Genomic DNA, 21,864 nt, shown 5'->3' with positions numbered 1-21,864 from the left:
ATCTGCCCGCATCGAATATTTGTCAATGGCAAATGAGCTTGCTATTGTCTAATACGGGTAAACCTGCGGGCTGGTGCCGAAAACGGCGTCGGATACCATGCGGGGTTTCGTCAACGGAAGAATCATCGCGTGCAGAACCACGAAGTCAGCGCGGACGATGCGCCGCCCAAGGCGCAGCGCGGCATCCAGAGTGTCGAGGTCGGCGGCCGGCTGCTCGACGCGCTCGCGCGCCGGCGCAAGCCGCTCGGGCTGTCGGAGCTGGCCGCGGCGGCCGACCTCTCCACCGCGCAGGCGCACACCTATCTCGTGAGCCTGACGCGGCTCGCGCTCGTGAAACGCGACGCGATCACCGGCAACTACGAGCCCGGCCCGCTGTCGCTGCGGCTCGGGCTGATGTCGATCGAGCGCCAGCCGGCCTATCGCGCGACGCTGCCGCATGCGGTGCGGCTCGCGGAAACGGTCGGCCTGAGCGTCGCGTTGTCGGTGCCGGGCGTGCTCGGCCCGACGATCGTGCGCATCGAGCACGGCGGCTATCCGTTGCACGTGAACCTGCACGTCGGTTCGGTGATGTCGCTCGACACGACGGCAACCGGCCGCGTGTTCCGCGCGTTCGGCGACGCCGCGCAACTCGACGCGATGGCGGCCAGCCAGGCCGGCGCGGGCGATACGCTCGCCGGCGCCGAACGCGAGCCGGCCGCGCCGGACGCCGATGCGCAGCACGTCGAACTCGACGCGATCCGCGCGCGCGGCATCGACCGCAGCATCGACCGGCCCAGCCCCGGCGTCAGCGGGATGTGCGTGCCTGTTTTCGATGCACACGGGCGCCTGCAACTCGCGTTGACGGTGATCGGTTCGACGGGATCGATCGATGTCGACTGGAACGGGCCGATCGCGGCGGCCTTGCGCGACGCGGCGCGTCAGGCGACCGCGTCGCTCGGCGCGGTGCATGCGGAACCGACGCCCGCGCCGGCGTTGGCCGCGGCGCGCGTGCCGCCCGCGCTCGCCGACGACACGAAAGCGCAACGCGGGATCAATGCCCTCGACAGCACCGGCGACTTGCTGCTCGCGCTGGTCTCGGCGGGCCGCGCGCTGCCGCTGCGCGATCTCGCGACGGCGGCCGGCATGCCGGCCGCGAAGGCGTTTCCGCATCTCGTCAGCCTGCAGAAGATCGGCCTGTTGAGCCGCGACGACGCCGGCTGCTTCGACGGCGGCCCGCTCGCGCAGGCGCTCGGCCTGATCGCGATGCAGCGCGTATCGCCGACGCGCGACGCGGAAGCCGAGATCGTCGCGCTCGCCGGCGCGACCGACATGAGCGTGGCCGCCGCGACGCTCGGGCCGCTCGGGCCGACCGTGATCCGGCTCGAGGAATCGGCGCGGCCGCAGCACGTGAGCCTGCAGGTCGGCACCGTGATGTCGCTCGTCAATACGGCGATCGGACGGATTTTCGCGTCCGGCATGTCCGACGACGTGCTGGCCGATCTGCTCGCCAACGAGCCCGTGCGCCTCGCCGGCGCGTCCGCCGCACCCGACGACGCGGCGTTCCGCGCACGGCTCGCGGCGATCCGCGCGGACGAACTCGATTTCGCGTTCGACGCGCCGGTGCCGGGCATCGGGACGATCGCCGCGCCCGTGTTCGATCACACCGGCAGCATCCGGCTCGTGATCGCGATCATCGGCGCGTCGCGCGGCTTCCCGCGTGGGCCGGACAGCGAGCTGGCGCGGACGCTGCGGGCCGCGACGCGGCGGCTGTCGTGGCGCTTCGGGTGGATCGGCCGGTAATCGCGCGCTTTTCCCGAACGTACGCTCGAATCCCTTCCTTTCGCCCCGTGAGGCGTGCCGGCACGGCCTCGTCACGCCTATCCGATACGCCCGGGCAGCCGATATTCATGTTGCGCAGCAGCAACATAAATTGTCAGTAATTCTCATATAACGAAATCGCATTTCACAAGGCGGAGGTGTTTCGCTATGATTAGGGTTATCCCTAACTCGCCACCTATATGGGGCTTCGTCATGCAAACGTCTAATGTCTCCGATCGTTCCACCCAATCCACTGGCTGGCTCGCACGTGTTGGCGAGCTGCTGGCAGAGGCTTGGGCGCTGCACCTCGAGAACTGCGAAGTCATCGCTGAAGCACACGCGCGCCTGCCGCGCTGAGCGGGCAGCCGGATTGCCGGCCACCGGAGCGCCGGCCGCCTGATTCGCTTGCGCTGACGCACGCCGGCAGCGGCTGTTGCCGCGCCGGTCGTGTAGCAAGAGGCCGGGCGCGCCCTGCCGAACACGCTCACCGCGCGGCGAGCGTTTCGAGATCGTCTTGAGAGGCCGTGTTTCAGGCCGATACCGGCGCCGATTCATCCGTTATCGGCGCGGATCGGTGTAAACCGGTCGCTTCGGCGAGAAACCATTCCCCGCCGGCGCGCGATTGTGCCCGGCCATCGCGGACGGAAGATTCATCCGTTTTCGTGTATCCGCGGGCCCTTTCCCCGGCGAGCCCTCCCTGTCGGCCCTGCGCCGGTTTCCTCCGCGCAAGCGCCGCGCCGCATCGCCGCCCGCCGCGACGACGGCCTCGCCAGCAATTCCCCGTCACACCTGAATCGAAGGCACGTCCTTCATGCACCGCAGCGCGAACATCGAGCGGCTATGCCGGATGCTCGAAATCCGGTACAGCTTTTCCCGCAGAAAGCGTTCGTAGCCGGCCGTGCCGTCCACCGCCACCTTGATCCAGTAGTCGTATTCGCCCGACACGAGATACGCCTCGAGCACTTCCGGCAGCGCCGCCAGTTCGGCGCCGAAGCGCGCCAGCGCGTCGTCCTCGTGGCGATCGAGCGTGACTTCGAGGATCACGATGTCCGCGTAGCCGAGCTTGCGCTGGTTGACCAGTGCGACATAGCCGTCGATATAGCCGTCGAGTTCGAGTTGCCGCGTGCGGTTCCAGCAGGCGGTGGTCGACATGCCGATCTGTTCGGCGAGTTCTGCATTCGACAGGCGCGCATTTTTCTGCAATGCACCCAGGATCTTGCGGTCCTGATTGTCGAGCGTTTTCGGCGTGCGTTCGCGGGTAGCCATGGCGAGAAGAATCTTCTACTGAAAAACCCGATTCTATCTGAACGCCATTCCGGTTTCAGCGCCGTTTTGCTGGAAAACAGGAAGCCTTTTAACCGGGCCGCTTGATACATTTTCTCCATGCCTGCTGCCCGGCACGCTCCCCGCGATCACCCGTCGCAGCGGGACGCACGGCCGCAATCACGAGTTGCGGCGCCGGCCGGCAGGCATGCGATTCCCCGCCGCCCGCACGCCTATCCGACCGCGTGCGGGGCCGGTGCCTGCCTCCCCGTTCCTGCCCGTCCGTCATGTCGTTCAAGCTTTATCTGTCGTTCCTCGCCGCTTCCGTCGTCCTCATCTATGCGCCCGGCCCGGTCAACCTGCTCACGATGAACCAGGCGTTGCGCACCGGCTGGCGCCGCGCGCTGCCGTGCGTCTGGGGCGGCACGCTCGCCGTGCTGCTGCAACTCGCGCTGACCGCGCTGTGCCTGAATTCGCTGGTCCACCTCGACGAACATGCGCTGACCGTGCTGCGCTGGGCCGGCGCCGCATATCTCGTCTGGCTCGGCGGCAAGCAATGGCTGAGCCGCACGCCGGCCGGCGCAGCCGCGGCACCGGCCGACGCCAATGCAGGAACGAGGATCGTCGCGCCCGACACCGACACCCGGCGCGCATTGTTCTGGCGCGGCCTCGCGACTTCCGGCCTGAATCCGAAGACGCTGCTGTTCTTTCCGTCGTTCTTTCCGCAGTTCATCAGCCCGACTGCCGACTGGAGCCTGAACCTTCAATACCTGCTGCTCGCCGCGACGTTCGCGCTGCTGTTCGCGGGCGGCGTCGCGTCGATGGCGCTGTTCTCGCACCGGCTGAGCCGCGCGTTGCAGCGGCCGGCGCGGATGCGCGCGATGAACCGCGTGACGGGCGGGCTGCTCGTCGGGATGGGCGCGATCATGGTCGGCTGGAACTGAGAACCGCCGACGCGTTCGTTTCCACGCGACCGCGACACCCCGCACCGGCGGCGACGCCGCCAGTACAATCGCGCGATGTCCGAATTGCTCACTTACGGCGGCCTGTTCGCCGTGTCGATGGTCGCCGCGACCCTGTTTCCGCTCCAGTCCGAAGCCGTGCTCGCCGGCCTGCTGCTCGCCGGGCGCGAACCCGTGTGGGCGCTGGTGCTCGTCGCGAGCATCGGCAATGTCGCCGGCTCGGCGATCAACTGGGCGCTCGGGCGCGGCATCGAGCACTTCCGCGAGCGCCGCTGGTTTCCGGTCAAGCCGTCCGCACTCGCGCGCGCCGAGCGCTGGTATGCACGCTACGGCCGCTGGTCGCTGCTGCTGAGCTGGGCGCCGGTGATCGGCGATCCGCTGACGATGATCGCCGGCGTGCTGCGCGAGCCGCTGCCGACCTTTCTCGTCATCGTGACGATCGCGAAGGTCGGCCGCTATCTGGCCGTCGCGTGGGTCGTCACGCACTGATCTCCGCCTCCCCCTCTCCTGCCTGCGGGCCCGTGATCCGCGACGCCCGCTAAAGATTTCGCGAAAGTTGCCGTATTAACGGGTCCACAAGCGGTGACGCGTGCGTTCCGCCTCCTCTCACTCCCACTCAGGATGTCTCATGAGAATGACCCAATCGGGCCGAGTGAGCGTCGGCGCGCGTCTGGCCGCGCTGGCGTGCGCGCTCGTCGCCCTGCTGTTTACCGTGTTCGCGTGGACGCTCGCCCATTTCGCCGGCCAGCAGCTCGCCGACGAAGCGCATCGGCGGATCGACGACAAGGAGCAGTCGATCCGCGCGATGGTCGACCTGTTCGACAAGGCACTGAGCGCCGAAGCCAACCGCTCGATGTCGTTGTTCGCGAGCTTCCTGCCGGCCGATTTCTCGCTCGACCCGGCACGCACCGTCGATATCGGCGGCGTCGCCGCGCCGACGCTGCTCGCGGGTGGCCAGCCGCTCGACCTCGACTACTCGATTCCCGACCAGTTCCTGAAGAAAAGCGGCGCGATCGCGACGATCTTCGCGCGCGACGGCGACGATTTCGTGCGCATCACGACGTCGCTGAAGAAGCAGGACGGTGCGCGCGCCGTCGGCACGAAGCTCGACCGCGCCGGCCCCGCATATGCGCCGCTCGTCGCCGGGCGCAGCTACACGGGCCTCGCGAAGCTGTTCGGCCGGCCGTACATCACGCAGTACAAGCCGGTGACCGATGCGAGCGGCCGCGTGATCGGCGCGCTGTTCGTCGGCCTCGACATCGGCGCCGAGCTCAAGCTCGTCGAAGACGGCATCCGCGCGCTGAAGATCGGCGACAACGGCTACTACTTCGTGCTCGACGCATCGCAGGGGCCGTCGCGCGGCACCTTCGTCGTGCATCCCGACGCGGCGGGCCAACGGGCCGACGACACGCGCGCGCCCTACTCGCAGATGCTCGCGGCGGCCCAGGGGCGGCTCGCGTACACGTCGACCGACCCGGCCGCGCACGACGCCGGGCCGACCGCGAAATTCGTGTCCTTCACGACGATTCCGCAGTGGCAATGGCTCGTCGGCGGCATCGCGCTCGACGACGAACTGCTCGCCACGATGCGCGCCACCCGCAACCGCTTCCTGATGATCGGCGCCGCGCTCGTCGCCGCGTTCGCGATGCTGTTCGTCATCGTCGTGCGACGCGTCGTGAGCCGGCCGCTGGAAGCCGCCGCCCGCGCGTCCGAGCGCTATGCGGCGGGCGATCTCAGCGTGCGCATCCGCGACGGCGCGGCCGCGCACGGCAGCGCGGGCAACGACGAGATCGGCCGGCTCGTGCAGGCGGTCGACGGGATCGGCGACGGCCTCGCGCGAATCGTCGCGCAGGTGCGCAACGGCGCGGCCGACATCGCGCACGGCACGGTCGGCATCGCGGCCGGCAGCAGCGACATCGCCGCGCGAATCGCGACGCAGGCGAGCAGCGTCGAGCAGACGGCCGCCAGCATGGAGCAGATCACCGCCGCCGTGCAGCAGAGCGCCGAGCATGCGGCGCAAGCCAACGCGCTGGTCGCGGACGCATCGGCCGCCGCGACGAACGGCGACGCCGCGGTGCAGCGCGTGGTCGCGACGATGGACGACATCGGCCGCGCGACGCGCCGGATCGCGGAGATCACCGGCGCGATCGAAGGCATCGCGTTCCAGACCAACATCCTCGCGCTGAACGCGGCCGTCGAGGCCGCCCGCGCGGGCGAGCACGGCAAGGGCTTCGCGGTGGTCGCGGCCGAGGTGCGCGCGCTCGCGCAGCGCAGCGCGGCCGCCGTCAAGGAGATCGACGCGCTGAGCGCCGAATCGTCGACGACCGTCGAACAGGGTTACCGGATCGCGGACGCCGCGCGCGGCACGATGCGCGACATCGTCGCGCGGGTCGACCAGGTGCGCACGCTGATCGGCGAGATCAGCGCCGCGTCGCGCGAGCAATCGACCGGCATCGAGCAGGTGAACCTGGCCGTCACGCAGATCGGCGAAGCGACGCAGCAGAATGCGACGCTGATTTCGGATGCCGAGCGCGCGGCCGTCGCGCTGCGCGAGCAGGCCGCGCAACTGTCGGACGCCGTCAGCGTGTTCCGGCTCGAACGCGGCGCGTGACCGACGCCCGATGATCGGCCACGGCCGGGTGCGCTGCCTACTTCTTGTCGCCCGCCAGGTCGATCGCCGTGTTCGAGCCGACCGCATGGCGCAACTGGAACTTCTGGATCTTGCCGGTCGAGGTCTTCGGCAGCTCGCCGAAGCGCACGGCCTTCGGCACCTTGAAGCCCGCGAGCAGTTGCCGGCAGTGCGCGACGATTTCCGCCTCGGTCGCGCTCGCGCCTTCGCGCAGCTCGACGAACGCGCACGGCACCTCGCCCCATTTCGGGTCGGGCATCGCGACGACGGCCGCCACGGCCACGGCCGGATGCCGGTACAGCGCGTCCTCGACCTCGATGCTCGAGATGTTCTCGCCGCCGGAGATGATGATGTCCTTCTTGCGATCCTTGATCCGGATATAGCCGTCCGGCATCAGCACCGCGAGATCGCCGGTATGGAACCAGCCGCCGTGGAACGCCTCGTCGGTCGCCTTCGGGTTCTTCAGGTAGCCCTTCATGCAGATGTTGCCGCGGAACATGATCTCGCCGAGCGTCTCGCCGTCGGCCGGCACCGGCGTCATCGTGTCGGGATCGAGCACCGTCGCGCCCGCTTCGAGGTGGTAGCGCACGCCCTGGCGCGCATTGAGCCGCGCGCGTTCCTCGTCGGACACGGCTTCCCAGTGCGCCTGCTTCGCGCAGACGGTCGCCGGGCCGTAGACCTCGGTCAGCCCGTACACGTGCAGCAGGTCGAAGCCGATCTCCTTCATCTTCGCGATCACCGCCGGCGCGGGCGCCGCGCCCGCGACCATCGCGTGCACCGTGTGGTCGATGCCTTCGCGCAACTCGGCCGGCGCGTTCGCGATCGCGCTCTGCACGATCGGCGCGCCGCAGTAATGCGTGACGCGCTCGCGGCGGATCAGGTCGAACACGGTCTTCGCGTCGAACTTGCGCAGGCACACGTTCACGCCCGCGCGCGCGGCGACGGCCCACGGGAAACACCAGCCGTTGCAGTGGAACATCGGCAGCGTCCACAGATACACCGCGTGCTTCGGCATGTCCCATTCGAGGATGTTGCTGATCGCCGCGAGATACGCGCCGCGATGGTGGTAGACGACGCCCTTCGGGTCGCCCGTCGTGCCGGACGTGTAGTTCAGCGCGATCGCGTCCCATTCGTCGGCGGGCGGCGTCCATGCATGGTCGGGGTCGCCGCCGGCCACGAACGCCTCGTAGTCGGTCGCGCCCGCGAAACGGTCGGGGTCGGCCGGCATCGCGTCGGCCACGCTGACGATCTTCAGGCCCGGCACCTCGAGCGCCGCGCGATGCGCGAGCTCCGCATATTCGGTGTCGACGATCAGCACCTTCGCCTCGCCGTGACGCAGCATGAACAGCACCGACGATACGTCGAGCCGCGTGTTGATCGTGTTCAGCACGGCGCCGGCCATCGGCACGCCGAAGTGCGCCTCGACCATCGCCGGGATGTTCGGCAGCAGCGCCGCGACCGTGTCGCCGCGCCCGACGCCGGCCTGCGCGAGCGCGCTCGCCAGTTGCTTCGCGCGCGTGCAGGTTTCGCCCCACGTACGCCGCACGTCGCCGTGCACGATCGCGAGGCGCTCGCCGTAGACTTCGGCCGCGCGGATCAGGAAATCGATCGGCGTGAGCGGTACGTAGTTGGCGTCGCGGCGGCCGAGCCCGGCCTCGAACATCTGCGTCATGATCCTGTCTCCCGTGTTCTGTCGACCGGGGCGCATGCACCCCGGATCGTTTTGATGTGGTTCAATTGCCGACAGCCTAACGGGCGATATTGTGAGCCGTCTGTCATCGAAACGACAGAGTGCCGCGCGAGCGCTGCGCGTTATCCCTATCCTCGCAAACCCGCATCCATGCACGACCACCTCGACGCGGCCGCCGACCCGGCCGACACGCTTCCCGAACCGGGCCCGTTGCCGCCGCTGGCGACGCTGTTCGGCCAGTGCGCGTGGTTCCGCACGCTGGCGCCCGAACACCAGGCGCTCGTGCTCGCCCAGTCGCACGTCGCGCAGTGCGACGCCGGCGACGTGATCGCGCACCGGCTCGCGCCGTCCGAATACTGGATCGGCGTCCATCTGGGGCTGCTGAAGCTCGCGATCTTCAACGTATCGGGGCGCGGCTGCACGTTCTCCGGCGTGCCGTCGGGCGGCTGGTTCGGCGAAGGCAGCGTGATCAAGCGCGAGCTACGCAAATACGAGGTCGTCGCGATCCAGCGCTCGACCGTGCTGTTCGTGCCGGTCGACACGTTCCATGCGCTGCTCGACACGAGCCTGCCGTTCACGCGCTTCGTGATTCATCAGTTGAACAACCGGATGGGCGAATTCATCGCGTCGATCCAGAACAGCCGACTGCTCGACGTCGACGCGCGCGTCGCGCAGGCGCTCGCGCAGCTCTTCAACCCCGCGCTGTATCCGGATACCGGCCCGTCGCTGTCGATCTCGCAGGAGGAACTGGGGATGCTCGTCGGCGTGTCGCGCCAGCGGATCAACCAGGCGCTGCAGCAGCTCGAGAAGCTCGGCGCGCTGCGGCTCGCGTACAACCAGATCGAGGTCGTCGATCTCGATGCGCTCGCGCGTTTCGGCATGGAGCAGCTGTGAGCGCCGCCCGATGCGCGGAACCGTCGCCATCGCGGCCGCGCATTCCGTCTGCGGAATCGGCCGAACGCCGCCACGCCCCAACCTGACAATTCCGCCAGTTTCGCGACAGTAACCCGTTGCGGGCCGACGCCTATCATTCGGGTTCCCTTCACCGCCGCCCGATCACCGCCTGTCCCGCCGCCTCCATGTGGATCGTCAATCTCGCGCTCAGGCGCCCCTACACGTTCATCGTCATGGCCATCATGATCGTGCTGGCCACGCCGCTGGCGCTGATGCGCACACCGGTCGACGTGCTGCCCGCGATCAACATCCCCGTGATCAGCGTGATCTGGAATTACAACGGCTTCTCCGCGACGGAGATGACGAACCGCATCACGTCCGTGCATGAACGGATCCTGACCACGACCGTCAACAATATCCAGCACGTCGAATCGACGTCGTTGCCCGGCATCGCGGTCGTCAAGGTGTTCCTGCAGCCGGGCGCGAACGTGCAGACGGCGATCGCGCAGACGGTGTCGTCCGCGCAGGCGATCGTGCGGCAGATGCCGCAGGGCGCGACGCCGCCGCTCGTGATCACCTATTCCGCGTCGAGCATCCCGGTGATCCAGCTCGGGCTGTCGAGCAAGACGCTCAGCGAACAGTCGCTCGCCGACATCGCGCTCAACTTCCTGCGCCCGCAGCTGATCACCGTGCCCGGCGTTCAGATTCCGTTCCCGTACGGCGGCCGCACGCGCGTGGTCGCGATCGACCTCGACCCGCAGGCGCTGCAGACGAAGGGCCTCACGCCGGCCGACATCGTCAACGCGGTCAACGCGCAGAACCTCGTGCTGCCGACCGGCACCGCGAAGATGGGCCAGACCGAATACCGGATCGACACGAACGCGTCGGCCGATACGGTCGCCGACATCAGCAACCTGCCGGTCCAGACGATCAACGGCGCGACGACCTACCTGCGCGAGGTCGCGGCGGTGCGCGACGGCTTCGCGCCGCAGACCAACGTCGTGCGCCAGAACGGCCAGCGCGGCGTGCTGATCTCGATCCTGAAAAGCGGCGACGCGTCGACGCTCAAGGTCGTGTCGGACCTGAAGACGCTACTGCCGAAGGTGATCCCGACGCTGCCCGAGGGGCTCACGATCACGCCGCTGTTCGACCAGTCGGTGTTCGTCAACGCGGCCGTCCAGGGCGTGATCCACGAGGCGCTGATCGCCGCCGTGCTGACCGCGATGATGATCCTGCTGTTCCTCGGCAACTGGCGCAGCACGCTGATCATCGCGATCTCGATCCCGCTGTCGATCTTCACGTCGCTGATCGCGCTGTCAGCGCTCGGCGAGACCATCAACATCATGACGCTCGGCGGGCTCGCGCTCGCGGTCGGCATTCTCGTCGACGATGCGACCGTCACGATCGAGAACATCGAGCGGCATCTCCATCTCGGTACGAACCTGCACGACGCGATCCTCGAAGGCGCCGGCGAAATCGCGGTACCCGCGCTCGTGTCGACGCTGTGCATCTGCATCGTGTTCGTGCCGATGTTCTTCCTGACCGGCGTCGCGCGCTTCCTGTTCGTGCCGCTCGCGGAAGCCGTGGTATTCGCGATGCTCGCGTCGTACGTGCTGTCGCGCACGCTGGTGCCGACGCTCGCGATGCTGCTGTTCCGCCCGCAGCAGGCGAGCACCGGCCCCGGCCCTTCGACGTCGCGTTTCGCGCGCATCCATCACGCGTTCAACCACGCGTTCGAACGGCTGCGCGCGTGGTACATCGTGCTGCTGAGCATCCTGCTCGTGCGCCGCCGCTTCTACGCGCTGTGCTTTCTCGGCTTCTGCGTGCTGTCGACGGGCCTCGTATTCGTGCTCGGCCGCGACTTCTTCCCGAACGCCGATTCCGGCAACCTCCGGCTGCACGTGCGCGCGCCGACCGGCTACCGGATCGAGGAAACCGCGCGGCTCGCCGACCAGGTCGAACGCGTGATCCGCGAAACCGTGCCGCCCGACGAGCTCGGCGCGATCGTCGACAACCTCGGCCTGCCGGTGAGCGGCATCAACCTGTCGTACAGCAACGCCGGCACGATCGGTACGCTCGACGGCGAGCTGCTGATCGCGCTGAAGCCCGGCCACCGTGCGACCGGGCACTACGTGCAGACACTGCGCACGCTGCTGCCGCAGCGCTTCCCGGGCGTCGAGTTCTTCTTCCAGCCGTCGGACATCATCACGCAGATCCTCAACTTCGGGCAGCCGGCCGCGATCGACGTGCAGGTGCTCGGCAACGATCTCGCGAGTAACATGACCATTGCGAGCGGCCTGATGAAAAAGATCAGGCAAATCCCCGGCGCCGTCGACGTGCATGTACTGCAACGCAACGACGAACCGACCCTGCTGGCCGACATGGACCGTACGCGCATGCAGCAGCTCAATCTCTCCGCGCAGAACGTCGCGCAGAACATGCTGATCTCGCTGTCGGGGAGCTCGCAGACGACGCCGTCGTTCTGGATCAACCCGCGCACCGGCGTCCAGTACCCGCTGCAGATCCAGACCCCGCAATACAACCTGTCGTCGGTCGACGATCTGCTCGGCACGCCAATCTCCGCCAGCGGCCGCACGGGCACGCCGCTGCAGCTGCTCGGCAACCTGGTGCAGGTGCGCAGTACCGCGAACCCCGCCGTGATCACGCACTACAACATCCGCCCGGCAATCGACGTGTACGTGAGCGTCGAAAGCCGCGACCTCGGCGCGGTCGCGGGCGAGATCGACCGCATCGTGGCCGACGCACGCGCGTCGCTGCCGCGCGGCACCGCCCTCGCGATGCGCGGCCAGATCGAGACGATGCGCACGTCGTATCTCGGCCTCGGCGCGGGCGTCGCGATGGCGATCGTGCTCGTCTACCTGCTGATCGTCGTCAATTTCCAGTCGTGGCTCGACCCGCTGATCATCATCAGCGCGATGCCGGCCGCGCTCGCCGGCATCGCGTGGATGCTGTTCGTCACCGGCACGCACCTGAGCGTGCCCGCGCTGACGGGCGCGATCATGACGGTCGGCGTCGCGACCGCGAACAGCATCCTGGTCGTATCGTTCGCGCGGCAACGGCTCGCGGCCGGCGCGCCGCCGCTCACGGCCGCGCTGGAGGCCGGCGCGACGCGGATCCGGCCGGTGCTGATGACGGCGCTCGCGATGATCATCGGGATGGTACCGATGGCGCTCGGTCTCGGCGAAGGCGCCGAGCAGAACGCGCCGCTCGGCCGCGCGGTGATCGGCGGGCTGCTGTTCGCGACCGTTTCGACGTTGCTGTTCGTGCCGCTCGTGTTCGGCGGCGTGCATGCGCGGCTGGCCCGGCGGCGCGCGCGCCAGGCCGGACACTGACTGTCACTTTCGCCCCACTACCCGGTTGAATTGGTTGAATTCATGGAAGAGAAACATCACAGCGCCGTCGGCATCCAGGTGGACGAACACGGCATGCACCTGCCGACGCGCGCGTCGGTGTCGCGACGCGGGCGCCTCGTCGTGATCGTGATCGGCGTGCTGCTGGTTGCGGGCGCCGCGCGCACCATCGTCGTCAACGTGCTGAACCGGCATCACCTCGACGCGGTCGCCGAGCAGAACGCGCGCCAATATGTGAGCGTCGTGCATCCGGTCGACGCGGCCACTGGCGGCAAGCTGACGCTGCCCGGCACGCTGCGCGGCTTCGTCGAGGCGCCGATCCATGCACGCGCCAGCGGCTACGTGCTGCGCTGGCAGGCCGACATCGGCGCGCACGTGAAACAGGGGCAAACGCTCGCCGAACTCGACACGCCCGAGCTGAACCAGGAACTCGCGCAGGCCACCGCGCAGCGCCAGCAGGCGCAAGCGTCGCTCGCGCTCGCGAAGACGTCGTTCGACCGCGCGCAGCAGTTGCGCCAGCGCGATGCCGTGTCGCAACAGGAACTCGACGACCGGCAAGGCGCGTTCAACCAGGGCACCGCGAATCTCGCGGCGGCCGATGCGAACGTGCGCCGTCTCACCGAATTGAAGGGCTTCCAGCGGATCGTCGCGCCGATCGACGGGATCGTCACGCAGCGCAACATCGACGTCGGCGATCTCGTCAATTCCGGCAACGCGGGCCGCGCGCTGTTCACGGTCGTGCAGGCCGACCGGCTGCGCCTGTACGTGCAGGTGCCGCAGGCGTATGCGCAGCAGGTGAAGGTCGGCCAGCACGTGAGCGTCGCGCAGGCCGAGCTGCCGGGCCGGACCTTCGACGGCACGATCACGCGCACGTCGCAGGCAATCGACGTCGCGACGCGCTCGCTGCAGATCGAGATCACGTTGCCGAACCCGGACGGGCGGCTGCTGCCCGGCGCGTACGTGCAGGCGACGCTGCCGATGACGCCGGTCGGCCGCCTGCAGGTGCCGGCCAATACGCTGCTGTTCCGCGCCGAAGGCCCGACGGTCGCGGCCGTCGATGCGAACGGCCAGGTTCATCTGAAACAGGTGACGGTCGTGCGCACGATCGGCCAGACGCTCGAAGTCGACGGGCCGATCACGCCGAACGACCGCCTCGTCGCGAACCCGGGCGACGCGCTCGCGACTGGCGACCGGGTCGTCGTGCAGGCGCCGGCGGCGCAGCCGGCCTCGGCCGTCGCGGGAGCGAAGTCGTGAGTGCGATACGCACCCGCGTGCGGCCCGCGGCGCTCGCCGCCGTCGTCGCCCTCGCCGGCTGCACGGTCGGCCCGGACTACCAACGCCCGGCCGTCGACACGCCGGCCGCGTGGCGGCTCGACCCGGCCGACGCATACTGGCACCCGGCCGCGCCGGCCCGCGCGCCGCTCGATCCGGTCTGGTGGACCGCGTTCGGCGACACGCAGCTCGACGCGCTGGAAGGCGACGCGCTGCGCAACAACCAGAACCTGAAGGCGGTGGCCGCGCGCTACGACCAGGCGAAGGCGACGCTCGCGTCGGTCGCGTCCGCGCAGTATCCGGCCGTCGGGCTGAACGCGAGCGGCCAGCGCTTCAAGATCTCCGCCGACCGGCCGCAGACCAACTACGCGACGAAGAGCATGTCGACCGTGCAGAACGAGATCCAGGTCGGCGCGGCGGTCAGCTACGAACTCGACCTGTTCGGCCGCGTGCGGCGCAACGTCGAATCGGCACAGGCGAACACCGAGCAGGCGCGCGACGATTTCGCGAACGCGCGCCTCGTGCTGAGCGCCGATCTCGCGTCGAGCTATTTCACGCTGCGCGAGCTCGACACCGAGATCGACGTCGTCAAGCGCTCGATCGCGTTGCAGCAGAAAGCGCTCGATTACGTGAGCGCGCGCCACGACCTCGGCGCGGTGTCGGGCCTCGACCTGCTGCAGCAGCGCGCGCAGCTCGACGCGACGCGCACGCAGGTGCAGTTGCTGATCCAGCAGCGCGCGCAGGTCGAAACCGCGATCGCGACGCTGGTCGGCACGCCGGCCCCCGAATTCTCGCTGCCGGCGCGCGTGGTGCCGATCAACGCGCCCGCGCTGCCGACCGGCATGCCGAGCGACCTGCTGCAGCGGCGCCCCGACGTCGCGTCGGCCGAGCGCGCGATGGCCGCCGCGAACGCGCAGATCGGCGTCGCGCGCGCCGCGTATTTCCCGCGCATCACACTGTCGCCCGACATCGGCTGGGATGCGACGCGCTTCGCGGGCCTGTTCACCGTGCCGGCGCTGCTGTGGTCGGTCGGCGGATCGCTCAGCCAGCCGCTGTTCGAAGGCGGCAAGCTGAAGGCCGGCGTCGATTTCGCGCAGGCCGGCTACGTCGCCGCGCAGGCCAGCTACCGGCAGACCGTGCTCACCGCGTTCCAGGAGGTGCAGAATGCGGTAACCGGCCTGTCGGTGCTGGCGCAGGCGGCGCAGCAGGCATCGGCCGCCGTCGACGACGCGCGCAAGCTCGTGTCGCTCGCGCAGGATCGCTACGCGGGCGGCCTGACGCCGTTCATCGACGTGCTGACGGCCCAGCAGCAATTGCTGACGAGCGAGCGCCAGGCCGTGCAGATCCAGGGCCAGCGCGCGGCGCTCGTCGTGTTTCTCGCGAAGGCGCTCGGCGGCGGCTGGGACGGCGGCGCGGCGAACGGCGCCGCGCCGTCCGACGTCGCGTCGGCGGCCCCGCAGCGCGGCGCGGACGTCGGCCCTTGACCTGCCCTTAACCGGTTACGCGGACAACGAACCTATGAAAGTGCTGATCGTCGAAGACGAACCGAAGGTCGTCGAATACCTGAAGAGCGGCCTGACCGAGGAAGGCTGGGTCGTCGATACCGCGCTCGACGGCGAGGACGGTGCGTGGAAAGCCGTCGAATTCGACTACGACGTGGTCGTGCTCGACGTGATGCTGCCGAAGCTCGACGGCTTCGGCGTGCTGCGTGCGCTGCGCGCGCAGAAGCAGACGCCCGTGATCATGCTGACCGCGCGCGATCGCGTCGACGACCGCGTGCGAGGCTTGCGCGGCGGCGCCGACGACTACCTGACCAAACCCTTCTCGTTCCTCGAACTGATCGAACGGCTGCGTGCGCTGACGCGCCGCGCGCGCGTGCAGGAATCGACGCTGATCTCGATCGGCGACCTGCGCGTGGATCTGATCGGCCGCCGCGCGACCCGCGACGGCGCGCGGCTCGACCTGACCGCGCAGGAATTCCAGTTGCTCGGCGTGCTCGCGCGGCGCAGCGGCGAGGTGCTGTCGAAGACGACGATCGCCGAACTCGTGTGGGACGTGAACTTCGACAGCAACGCGAACGTCGTCGAGACGGCGATCAAGCGCCTGCGCGCGAAACTCGACGGCCCGTTCGCGGAGAAGCTGCTGCACACGATCCGCGGGATGGGCTACGTGCTCGAGGCGCGCGAGGACGGCGACACGGAGCGGCGCGCATGAAACGCTCGATCATCCTGCGGCTCTCGGCGATGTTCGGCATCGTGTCGCTGCTGGTGTTCACGCTGGTCGGCTGCGGGCTGTTCGTGATGATGGAACGGCAACTGTTCGCCGAATTGCGCGCGACGCTCGATACGCGCGCCAAAGTCGCCGCGATGATCGTGTCGCACGCGACCACGGCCGCGCGCGGCCGCCTGATGCAGGAAAAGCTCGCGGACCTCGAACCGCCCGACGGGTCGACGCACTATCAGGTCGTCAGTCCCGACCCCGCGTTCCGCTTCGGCAGCCCCGTCAACGGCGTGCCGCTCGATCCGCCGTTCGGCGCGTTCCAGCGCTACCAGCTCAACGACAGCAGCTACGCGGTGATGACGAAAACCGTCACGGTGGCCGGCGCCGGCGAACGGCCGACGCTGCAACTCGTCGTCGCGACGTCGTGCGAGCGTACGCAGCGGATGCTGCGCCGCTTCGGCTGGACGCTGGCCGCGCTGATCGCGACGGCCACCGTGATCACGCTGCTGCTGAGCCGCGCGGTCGCGCGCTTCGGGCTCGCGCCGCTCGACCGGCTGTCGCAGGACGCGGCGAGCGTGAGCGCGACGAACCGCCGCCAGCGCCTGCACACCGACGCGCTGCCGACCGAGCTGCGCGATCTCGCGACGTCGTTCAACGGCGCGCTCGAACGCATCCAGCAAACCTACGCGCGGCTCGAAGCGTTCAACGCGGACGTCGCGCACGAGCTGCGCACGCCGATCAGCATCCTGATCGGCCAGACCCAGGTCGCGCTGACGAGCCGCGACCGCTCGGTCGACCGGATGCGCCAGACGCTGCAGTCGAATCTCGAGGAATTCGAGCGGCTGCGCGTGATCATCAACGACATGCTGTTCCTGTCGCGCAGCGATCGCGGCGAACGCGCGACCGACCTGAAGGACGTGTCGCTGGCCGACGAGGTGCGGCGCATGCTCGACTTCCTCGAAATCCCGCTCGACGAGGCGCGGTTGCGCGCCGAACTGCACGGCGATGCGCGCGCGGCCGTCGATCCGTCGCTGTTCCGCCGCGCGATGACGAACCTGCTGATCAACGCGATCCAGCATTCGGCGCCGGGCGCGACGCTGAACGTGACGATCACGCACCGCGGCACGCTCGTCGAGATGGCCGTGTCGAACCCGGGCGAGCCGATCGACCCGGTGCAGCGCTCGCACGTGTTCGAACGTTTCTACCGGCTCGAGGAAGCGCGCGCGAACAGCAAGGAAAATCACGGGCTCGGGCTGTCGATCGTCAAGGCCGTGGCGGAGATGCACGGCGGCGGCGTGTTCGTCGCGTGCTCGGGCGGCGTCAATACGTTCGGCTTCTCGGTGTCGACGCAGCCCGGGTCGGGCGGGCCGCTGCGTCCCGGCGACGCCGCCGGCCCGCCCGATTCCACGGATTCCACCGATTCGGCGAATCCGGCCGATCTCCACGGCGCTCGCCCGGCGCACGCGCCGGGCGCACTGCACTGACGGCGGCCGCGCGCCGCCGAGGGCAGTTTTCTTCAATACGGGCCGACGCGGAGCCCGTAGTCTCGGTGCGATTTTCGACATTTCGCATGGAGACACCCGATGAGCATGCTGGTTTCGATGGCCGCGTTCGCGCTCGCCTCGTCGATCACCCCCGGTCCCGTCAACATCGTCGCGCTCGGCGCGGGCGCGCGCCACGGCCTCGGCGCGAGCCTGCGCTACGCGGCCGGCGCGACGCTCGGCTTCGTCGCGCTGTTCCTGCTGATCGGCCTCGGCCTGCACGCGGCGCTCGCGCGCTGGCCCGTGCTGACGACAGCCACGCAGTGGTCGGGGATCGCGTTCCTGCTGTATATGGCGCTGCGGCTCGCGCTCGACGACGGCCGGCTGTCGGCCGATCCGGACGTGGCCGGCCCGTCGGCGGCGGCCGGCGCGGCGATGCAGTGGCTCAACCCGAAGGCGTGGCTCGCATGCGTGGCCGCGATGGGCGCATATGCGGCCGATGGCGACCGCGCGCAGGTCTGGCAGTTCGCCGCGCTGTATCTTGTGATCTGCTTCGCGTCGATCGCATGCTGGGGCTATGCGGGCGCGTCGTTGCGGCACCGGCTCGCGAACGCACGGCGCATGCGCGTGTTCAACCGGCTGATGGCGCTGCTGCTCGCGGGCAGCGCGCTGTTGCTGCTCGACGTGTAGCGGCTTCGCCGGTCAGCGCATCGCACTGCGGTACTGCCCAGGCGTCGCGGCCGCGATTCGCCGGAACGCGCGCTGGAAATGCGCCTGGTCCGCAAAGCCGGCATCGAGCGCGACTTCGGCGATCGGCCGGCCGCGGCGCAGTTCCGTGCGGCCGTACTGCACGCGCCGATCGATCAGGAACGCATGCGGCGTCATCCCGTAGCGCGCATTGAACGCGCGGATCAGGTACGACGGCGACAGGTCGGCCGCCGCGCAGATCGCATCGAGCGTGACGGCCTCGCGGCAATGGGCGGCGATGTAGTCGGCCGCGCGCGCGAGCTTCGCGTTGTCGTCGCCCGGCCGCGAATCGGGCGGTTCGCGTTCGAGCGCGCCGTGCAGCGCCGTGAAGAATTCGACCGCCGCGCTCTCCTTGCCGAGCGCATCGACGCGGGGCGACACGAGCGTGCGGTAGAAGCCGCCGAATTGCGCGAACAGATCGCCGCGCTCGGTCCACTTCGTCGAAAACCCGTGAAAATCGCGGTTCGGATCGCGGCCCAGCGCGTGTTGCAGCCGCGCGAGCCACGGCACGTCGACATAGACCATCCGGTACGCCCACGCATCGGGGCCGTACGGGTTGCACGCGTGCACCTGCTCGGGATCGATGATCACGAGCACGCCGCGCCCGACGTGTGCGTTCGTCGCACCGTTCACGTACGTGCTCGTGCCGCCGACGATCGCGCCCACCGAAAACGTGTCGTGCGTGTGCTTTGCATAGCAGATCGCGCGCCCATCGTCGACGGTACGCGCCTCGACGAACGGCAGCGCCGCATCGCGCCAGAACGGCGACGGCACGGCGGATCGGTTGGCGGTACGGCTCACGCGGCAGGCTCCCGTTTCGGACGAACGCTCACCGTACAAGACTGTGCGGCGCCGCGCAACAGCGAACCGACGCCTGGTGGCTGGATCGCCTAAGCTTTGAATTCGGCCGCCGCGGCAGACGCGGCGGGTTCCGCTTCCTCTTCCAACCGGTACCACTCATGCAGATCGATCTGAAAGGCAAGACCGCGGTCGTCACCGCTTCCACCGCCGGCATCGGCTTCGCGATCGCCGAAGGGCTCGCGCGCGCCGGCGCGCACGTCGTCGTCAACGGCCGCAGCGACGCGTCGGTGCAGTCCGCGCTCGACAAACTGCGCGACGCCGTGCCAGACGCAAGCCTCGGCGGCGTCGCCGCCGACCTGTCCGACGCGGCCGGCGTCGCGCGCGTCACGCAGCACACGCCGGATGCCGACATTCTCGTCAACAACGCGGGCATCTACGGCCTGAAGCCGTTCTTCGACATCGACGACGCCGAATGGGAACATTATTTTCAGATGAACGTGATGTCCGGCGTGCGGCTCGCGCGGCATTACCTGAAAGGGATGATCGAACGCAATGCCGGGCGCATCGTGTTCATTTCGTCGGAATCGGGCTTGAACATCCCGGTCGACATGATTCATTACGGGTTCACGAAAACCGCGCAACTGTCGATCGCGCGCGGCCTCGCGAAGCTCGCGGCCGGCACCCGCGTGACCGTCAATTCGGTGCTGCCGGGGCCGACGATGTCGGAAGGCGTGCGCGAGATGCTGAAGGCGCAGGCCGACGAAACGGGCCGCAGCATCGACGACATCGCGGTGGAATTCGTGCGCAGCGAGCGCGCGAGCTCGATCATCCAGCGGCCGGCGACGACCGAGGAAGTCGCGAACCTGGTCGTGTACGTGTGCTCGCCGCAGGCGTCGGCGACGACCGGCGCGGCGTTGCGCGTCGATGGCGGCGTGGTCGACACGATCGCGTGACGACTGCATGACACGCTCGCGCGGCGCAGGGCGGCCGCGCTAGCGCGAAGCGGCCTTGTCCGAGCGAAGCGCGCCCTTGCGGTCGGCGTCCATGCAGGAATCGAAGCCGTACCGCGTGACGACGCCGGCCTTGTCGAACACGACGAAGTACGCGCGGTGATCGTTGCCGTGCTCGATGAAATAGTTGTAGCAGACGCCGCTGCCGTTGCGGACCATCCACACGCTGCGCGGGTTGCCGGCGGCGCGGACGACGTCGGCGCGCGTCGCGCCATGCCGCGACGCTGCCCGCGCGAGCGGCGTGCGCGAGTACGAGAACGGCAGCCACGCGTCGAACCAGGCACAGCCGTGCAACATCAGGCAGCCGGCGGCCACGGACAGCGCCGCCGCGGGACGGGACATCGAAATCAATCGCATGCTCGGGAAATCTGCTGCGCCATGCCGGCGTGATCGAAAGCCCCATGCTACTCGACCTTTGGGTCCGGATCGAAAAGAAATGTAGAGATCTCTGTCCGAATTCCCGCGCTGGCGTGCATCCGCGCCAGCCGAATCGTCAACGAACGTTGCAACCGGCGCCCGTGCGCGCAACCGCGCCGCTGCGCCGCCGCGTCGAACCGGCATGCGCGGTCAGGCAATCCATTCGGCCCACAGCATCGTCAGCACCGTCATCAGCGCGGGACCGACGAACAGCCCGATCAGGCCGAACGTCTCCGCCCCGCCGAGGATGCCGAACAGCACGAGCAGGAACGGCAGCCGTGTCGAACCGCCGATCAGCACCGGCCGCACGAAATGCTCGGCGACGAACACGACGATGAACCCGAGCGCCGCGATCACGACGGCCCACATCGTCGCCCCCTGCACGAACAGCCAGAGCGCCGCGCCGCAGAACACGACCGGCGCACAGAACGGCAGCATCGCGGCGACCGCCGTGACGAGGCCGAGCAGCGCCGCGTGCGGAACGCCCGCGAGCGCATAGGCGACGCCGAGCAACGCGCCCTCGCCGAGCCCGACGACGACGAGCCCCGTCACCGTGCCGTACACGGCCGCGACCATGCGCTCGATCAGTTCCGCGCCGTTGCGCCCGAACGCACGCCGCGCGCCCTGCAGCAACGCACCCGACAGCTTGTGGCCGGCGCGCAGGATCACGAACAGCGTGACGAGCATGAAGCCGAATTCGAGCAGCACGTGCGCAAGCTTCGTGCCGAAGTGCCGGCCGAACGCGATGAATTTCTCGCCGTTGACGCCGTGCATCGCGGTGGCCGCATGCAGCGGATGGCCGAGATTGGCCTGCCACCATTCGGTGATCTGCGCCGCGCCGTACGGCAACCGGCTGACCACGTCCGGCAGCGGAATGCCGTTGTCCTGGATCGTGCGCAGCCACTCGCGCAGATCGTGCGCCTGTGCGATCGCCTGGGTCGTCGCGACGGCCACCGGCAGCACGACGAGCAGCGAAATCGCCGCCGTGATGACGGTCGCGATCAGCGTCGGCCGGTTGCGGAACAGCCGGTGCGATTCAAAGCATTTCAGCAGCGGCCACATCGCGATGGCGATCACGCAGGCCCATGCGATGGCGGGAATGAAATCGCGGATCACCCACAGCGCGAGCACCAGCAACGCCGCATACAGCGCGACGCGGGCGATCTGCTGGGCGCGCGGCCGCGCGGCGGAATCGGAAGACGACGGGACATGCGCGCCCATGGCACCTCGGTCGAAATGAAAAAATGGCGGTTCGCGCAGGCAACCGGCCTGCGCGAACCGCCATTCTATCCATCGGCGCCGGATCGGCG

17 protein-coding genes are annotated in these 21,864 nt (G+C 68.9%); 12 read left to right on the top strand and 5 right to left on the bottom strand.

All coding sequences use genetic code 11. The features are described from left to right. The first annotated feature begins 129 nt into the window (after positions 1–129). Entirely contained in the window at positions 130–1,779 is a 1,650-nt protein-coding gene (locus tag CFB35_RS22000; protein ID WP_089465565.1) for an IclR family transcriptional regulator, read from the top strand. 801 nt (positions 1,780–2,580) lie between these two features. Here the strand turns inward: CFB35_RS22000 and CFB35_RS21990 are convergent. Further along, positions 2,581–3,063 carry an Lrp/AsnC family transcriptional regulator gene (locus CFB35_RS21990; protein WP_006479115.1) on the bottom strand — a complete coding sequence of 161 codons (483 nt, stop codon included), beginning with the start codon at positions 3,061–3,063 and terminating at the stop codon, positions 2,581–2,583. A 284-nt stretch (positions 3,064–3,347) separates the two neighbouring features. Between CFB35_RS21990 and CFB35_RS21985 the strand changes: the two genes are divergently transcribed. From CFB35_RS21985 to CFB35_RS21975, 3 genes are all read left to right on the top strand, one after another. Then, on the top strand, positions 3,348–4,004 hold the full coding sequence (locus tag CFB35_RS21985; RefSeq protein ID WP_089465564.1) for a LysE family translocator: 657 nt from the start codon (positions 3,348–3,350) through the stop codon (positions 4,002–4,004). A 75-nt stretch (positions 4,005–4,079) separates the two neighbouring features. Beyond that, positions 4,080–4,511: a YqaA family protein gene (locus CFB35_RS21980; protein ID WP_060311006.1), complete on the top strand. Its 432-nt coding sequence runs from the start codon at positions 4,080–4,082 to the stop codon at positions 4,509–4,511. Between the two features lie 139 nt (positions 4,512–4,650). After that, positions 4,651–6,633, top strand: a complete 1,983-nt coding sequence (locus CFB35_RS21975) for a methyl-accepting chemotaxis protein (RefSeq protein ID WP_089465563.1) — start codon at positions 4,651–4,653, stop codon at positions 6,631–6,633. A 37-nt stretch (positions 6,634–6,670) separates the two neighbouring features. Here CFB35_RS21975 and CFB35_RS21970 read toward each other — a convergent pair whose 3' ends face one another. Further along, the gene (locus CFB35_RS21970; RefSeq protein WP_059574502.1) at positions 6,671–8,323 is read right to left on the bottom strand and encodes an acyl-CoA synthetase; all 1,653 of its coding nucleotides are present in this window, start codon (positions 8,321–8,323) and stop codon (positions 6,671–6,673) included. Between the two features lie 168 nt (positions 8,324–8,491). Between CFB35_RS21970 and CFB35_RS21965 the strand changes: the two genes are divergently transcribed. From CFB35_RS21965 to CFB35_RS21935, 7 genes are all read left to right on the top strand, one after another. Next, positions 8,492–9,235, top strand: coding sequence for a Crp/Fnr family transcriptional regulator (locus CFB35_RS21965; protein WP_089465562.1), 744 nt, complete (start codon positions 8,492–8,494; stop codon positions 9,233–9,235). 185 nt (positions 9,236–9,420) lie between these two features. Continuing rightward, positions 9,421–12,588 carry an efflux RND transporter permease subunit gene (locus CFB35_RS21960; protein WP_089465561.1) on the top strand — a complete coding sequence of 1,056 codons (3,168 nt, stop codon included), beginning with the start codon at positions 9,421–9,423 and terminating at the stop codon, positions 12,586–12,588. A gap of 42 nt (positions 12,589–12,630) precedes the next feature. Beyond that, positions 12,631–13,860 (top strand): efflux RND transporter periplasmic adaptor subunit, encoded by a 1,230-nt coding sequence (locus tag CFB35_RS21955; protein ID WP_089465560.1) that lies wholly within the window; start codon positions 12,631–12,633, stop codon positions 13,858–13,860. Positions 13,861–13,865: 5 nt separating this feature from the next. Next, positions 13,866–15,362: an efflux transporter outer membrane subunit gene (locus tag CFB35_RS21950; protein WP_089465785.1), complete on the top strand. Its 1,497-nt coding sequence runs from the start codon at positions 13,866–13,868 to the stop codon at positions 15,360–15,362. Between the two features lie 34 nt (positions 15,363–15,396). Then, entirely contained in the window at positions 15,397–16,092 is a 696-nt protein-coding gene (locus CFB35_RS21945) for a heavy metal response regulator transcription factor (protein ID WP_011547791.1), read from the top strand. Next, complete coding sequence (locus CFB35_RS21940) at positions 16,089–17,582, top strand: heavy metal sensor histidine kinase (protein ID WP_089465559.1); 1,494 nt, start codon at positions 16,089–16,091, stop codon at positions 17,580–17,582. The genes CFB35_RS21945 and CFB35_RS21940 overlap by 4 nt, the downstream gene beginning before the upstream one ends. A gap of 99 nt (positions 17,583–17,681) precedes the next feature. Next, a complete protein-coding gene (locus tag CFB35_RS21935; RefSeq protein WP_059574512.1) occupies positions 17,682–18,269 on the top strand; it encodes a LysE family translocator in 588 nt (195 codons plus the stop codon). A 12-nt stretch (positions 18,270–18,281) separates the two neighbouring features. Here CFB35_RS21935 and CFB35_RS21930 read toward each other — a convergent pair whose 3' ends face one another. Further along, on the bottom strand, positions 18,282–19,127 hold the full coding sequence (locus CFB35_RS21930) for an AraC family transcriptional regulator (protein ID WP_089465558.1): 846 nt from the start codon (positions 19,125–19,127) through the stop codon (positions 18,282–18,284). 158 nt (positions 19,128–19,285) lie between these two features. Between CFB35_RS21930 and CFB35_RS21925 the strand changes: the two genes are divergently transcribed. Next, positions 19,286–20,080 carry an SDR family NAD(P)-dependent oxidoreductase gene (locus CFB35_RS21925; protein WP_089465557.1) on the top strand — a complete coding sequence of 265 codons (795 nt, stop codon included), beginning with the start codon at positions 19,286–19,288 and terminating at the stop codon, positions 20,078–20,080. A 39-nt stretch (positions 20,081–20,119) separates the two neighbouring features. Here the strand turns inward: CFB35_RS21925 and CFB35_RS21920 are convergent, their stop codons facing one another. Both CFB35_RS21920 and CFB35_RS21915 read right to left on the bottom strand, forming a co-directional pair. Next, entirely contained in the window at positions 20,120–20,494 is a 375-nt protein-coding gene (locus tag CFB35_RS21920; protein WP_059639406.1) for a hypothetical protein, read from the bottom strand. A gap of 210 nt (positions 20,495–20,704) precedes the next feature. Further along, entirely contained in the window at positions 20,705–21,775 is a 1,071-nt protein-coding gene (locus tag CFB35_RS21915; protein ID WP_059574519.1) for an AI-2E family transporter, read from the bottom strand. Between the last annotated feature and the right edge of the window lie 89 nt (positions 21,776–21,864).

It is taken from the genome of Burkholderia sp. AU16482, assembly GCF_002223285.1.
Taxonomy (GTDB): Bacteria; Pseudomonadota; Gammaproteobacteria; order Burkholderiales; family Burkholderiaceae; genus Burkholderia; species Burkholderia semiarida.
The sequence above is the reverse complement of the archived record's forward strand: the minus strand, read 5'-3'. Positions and strand labels throughout refer to the sequence as shown.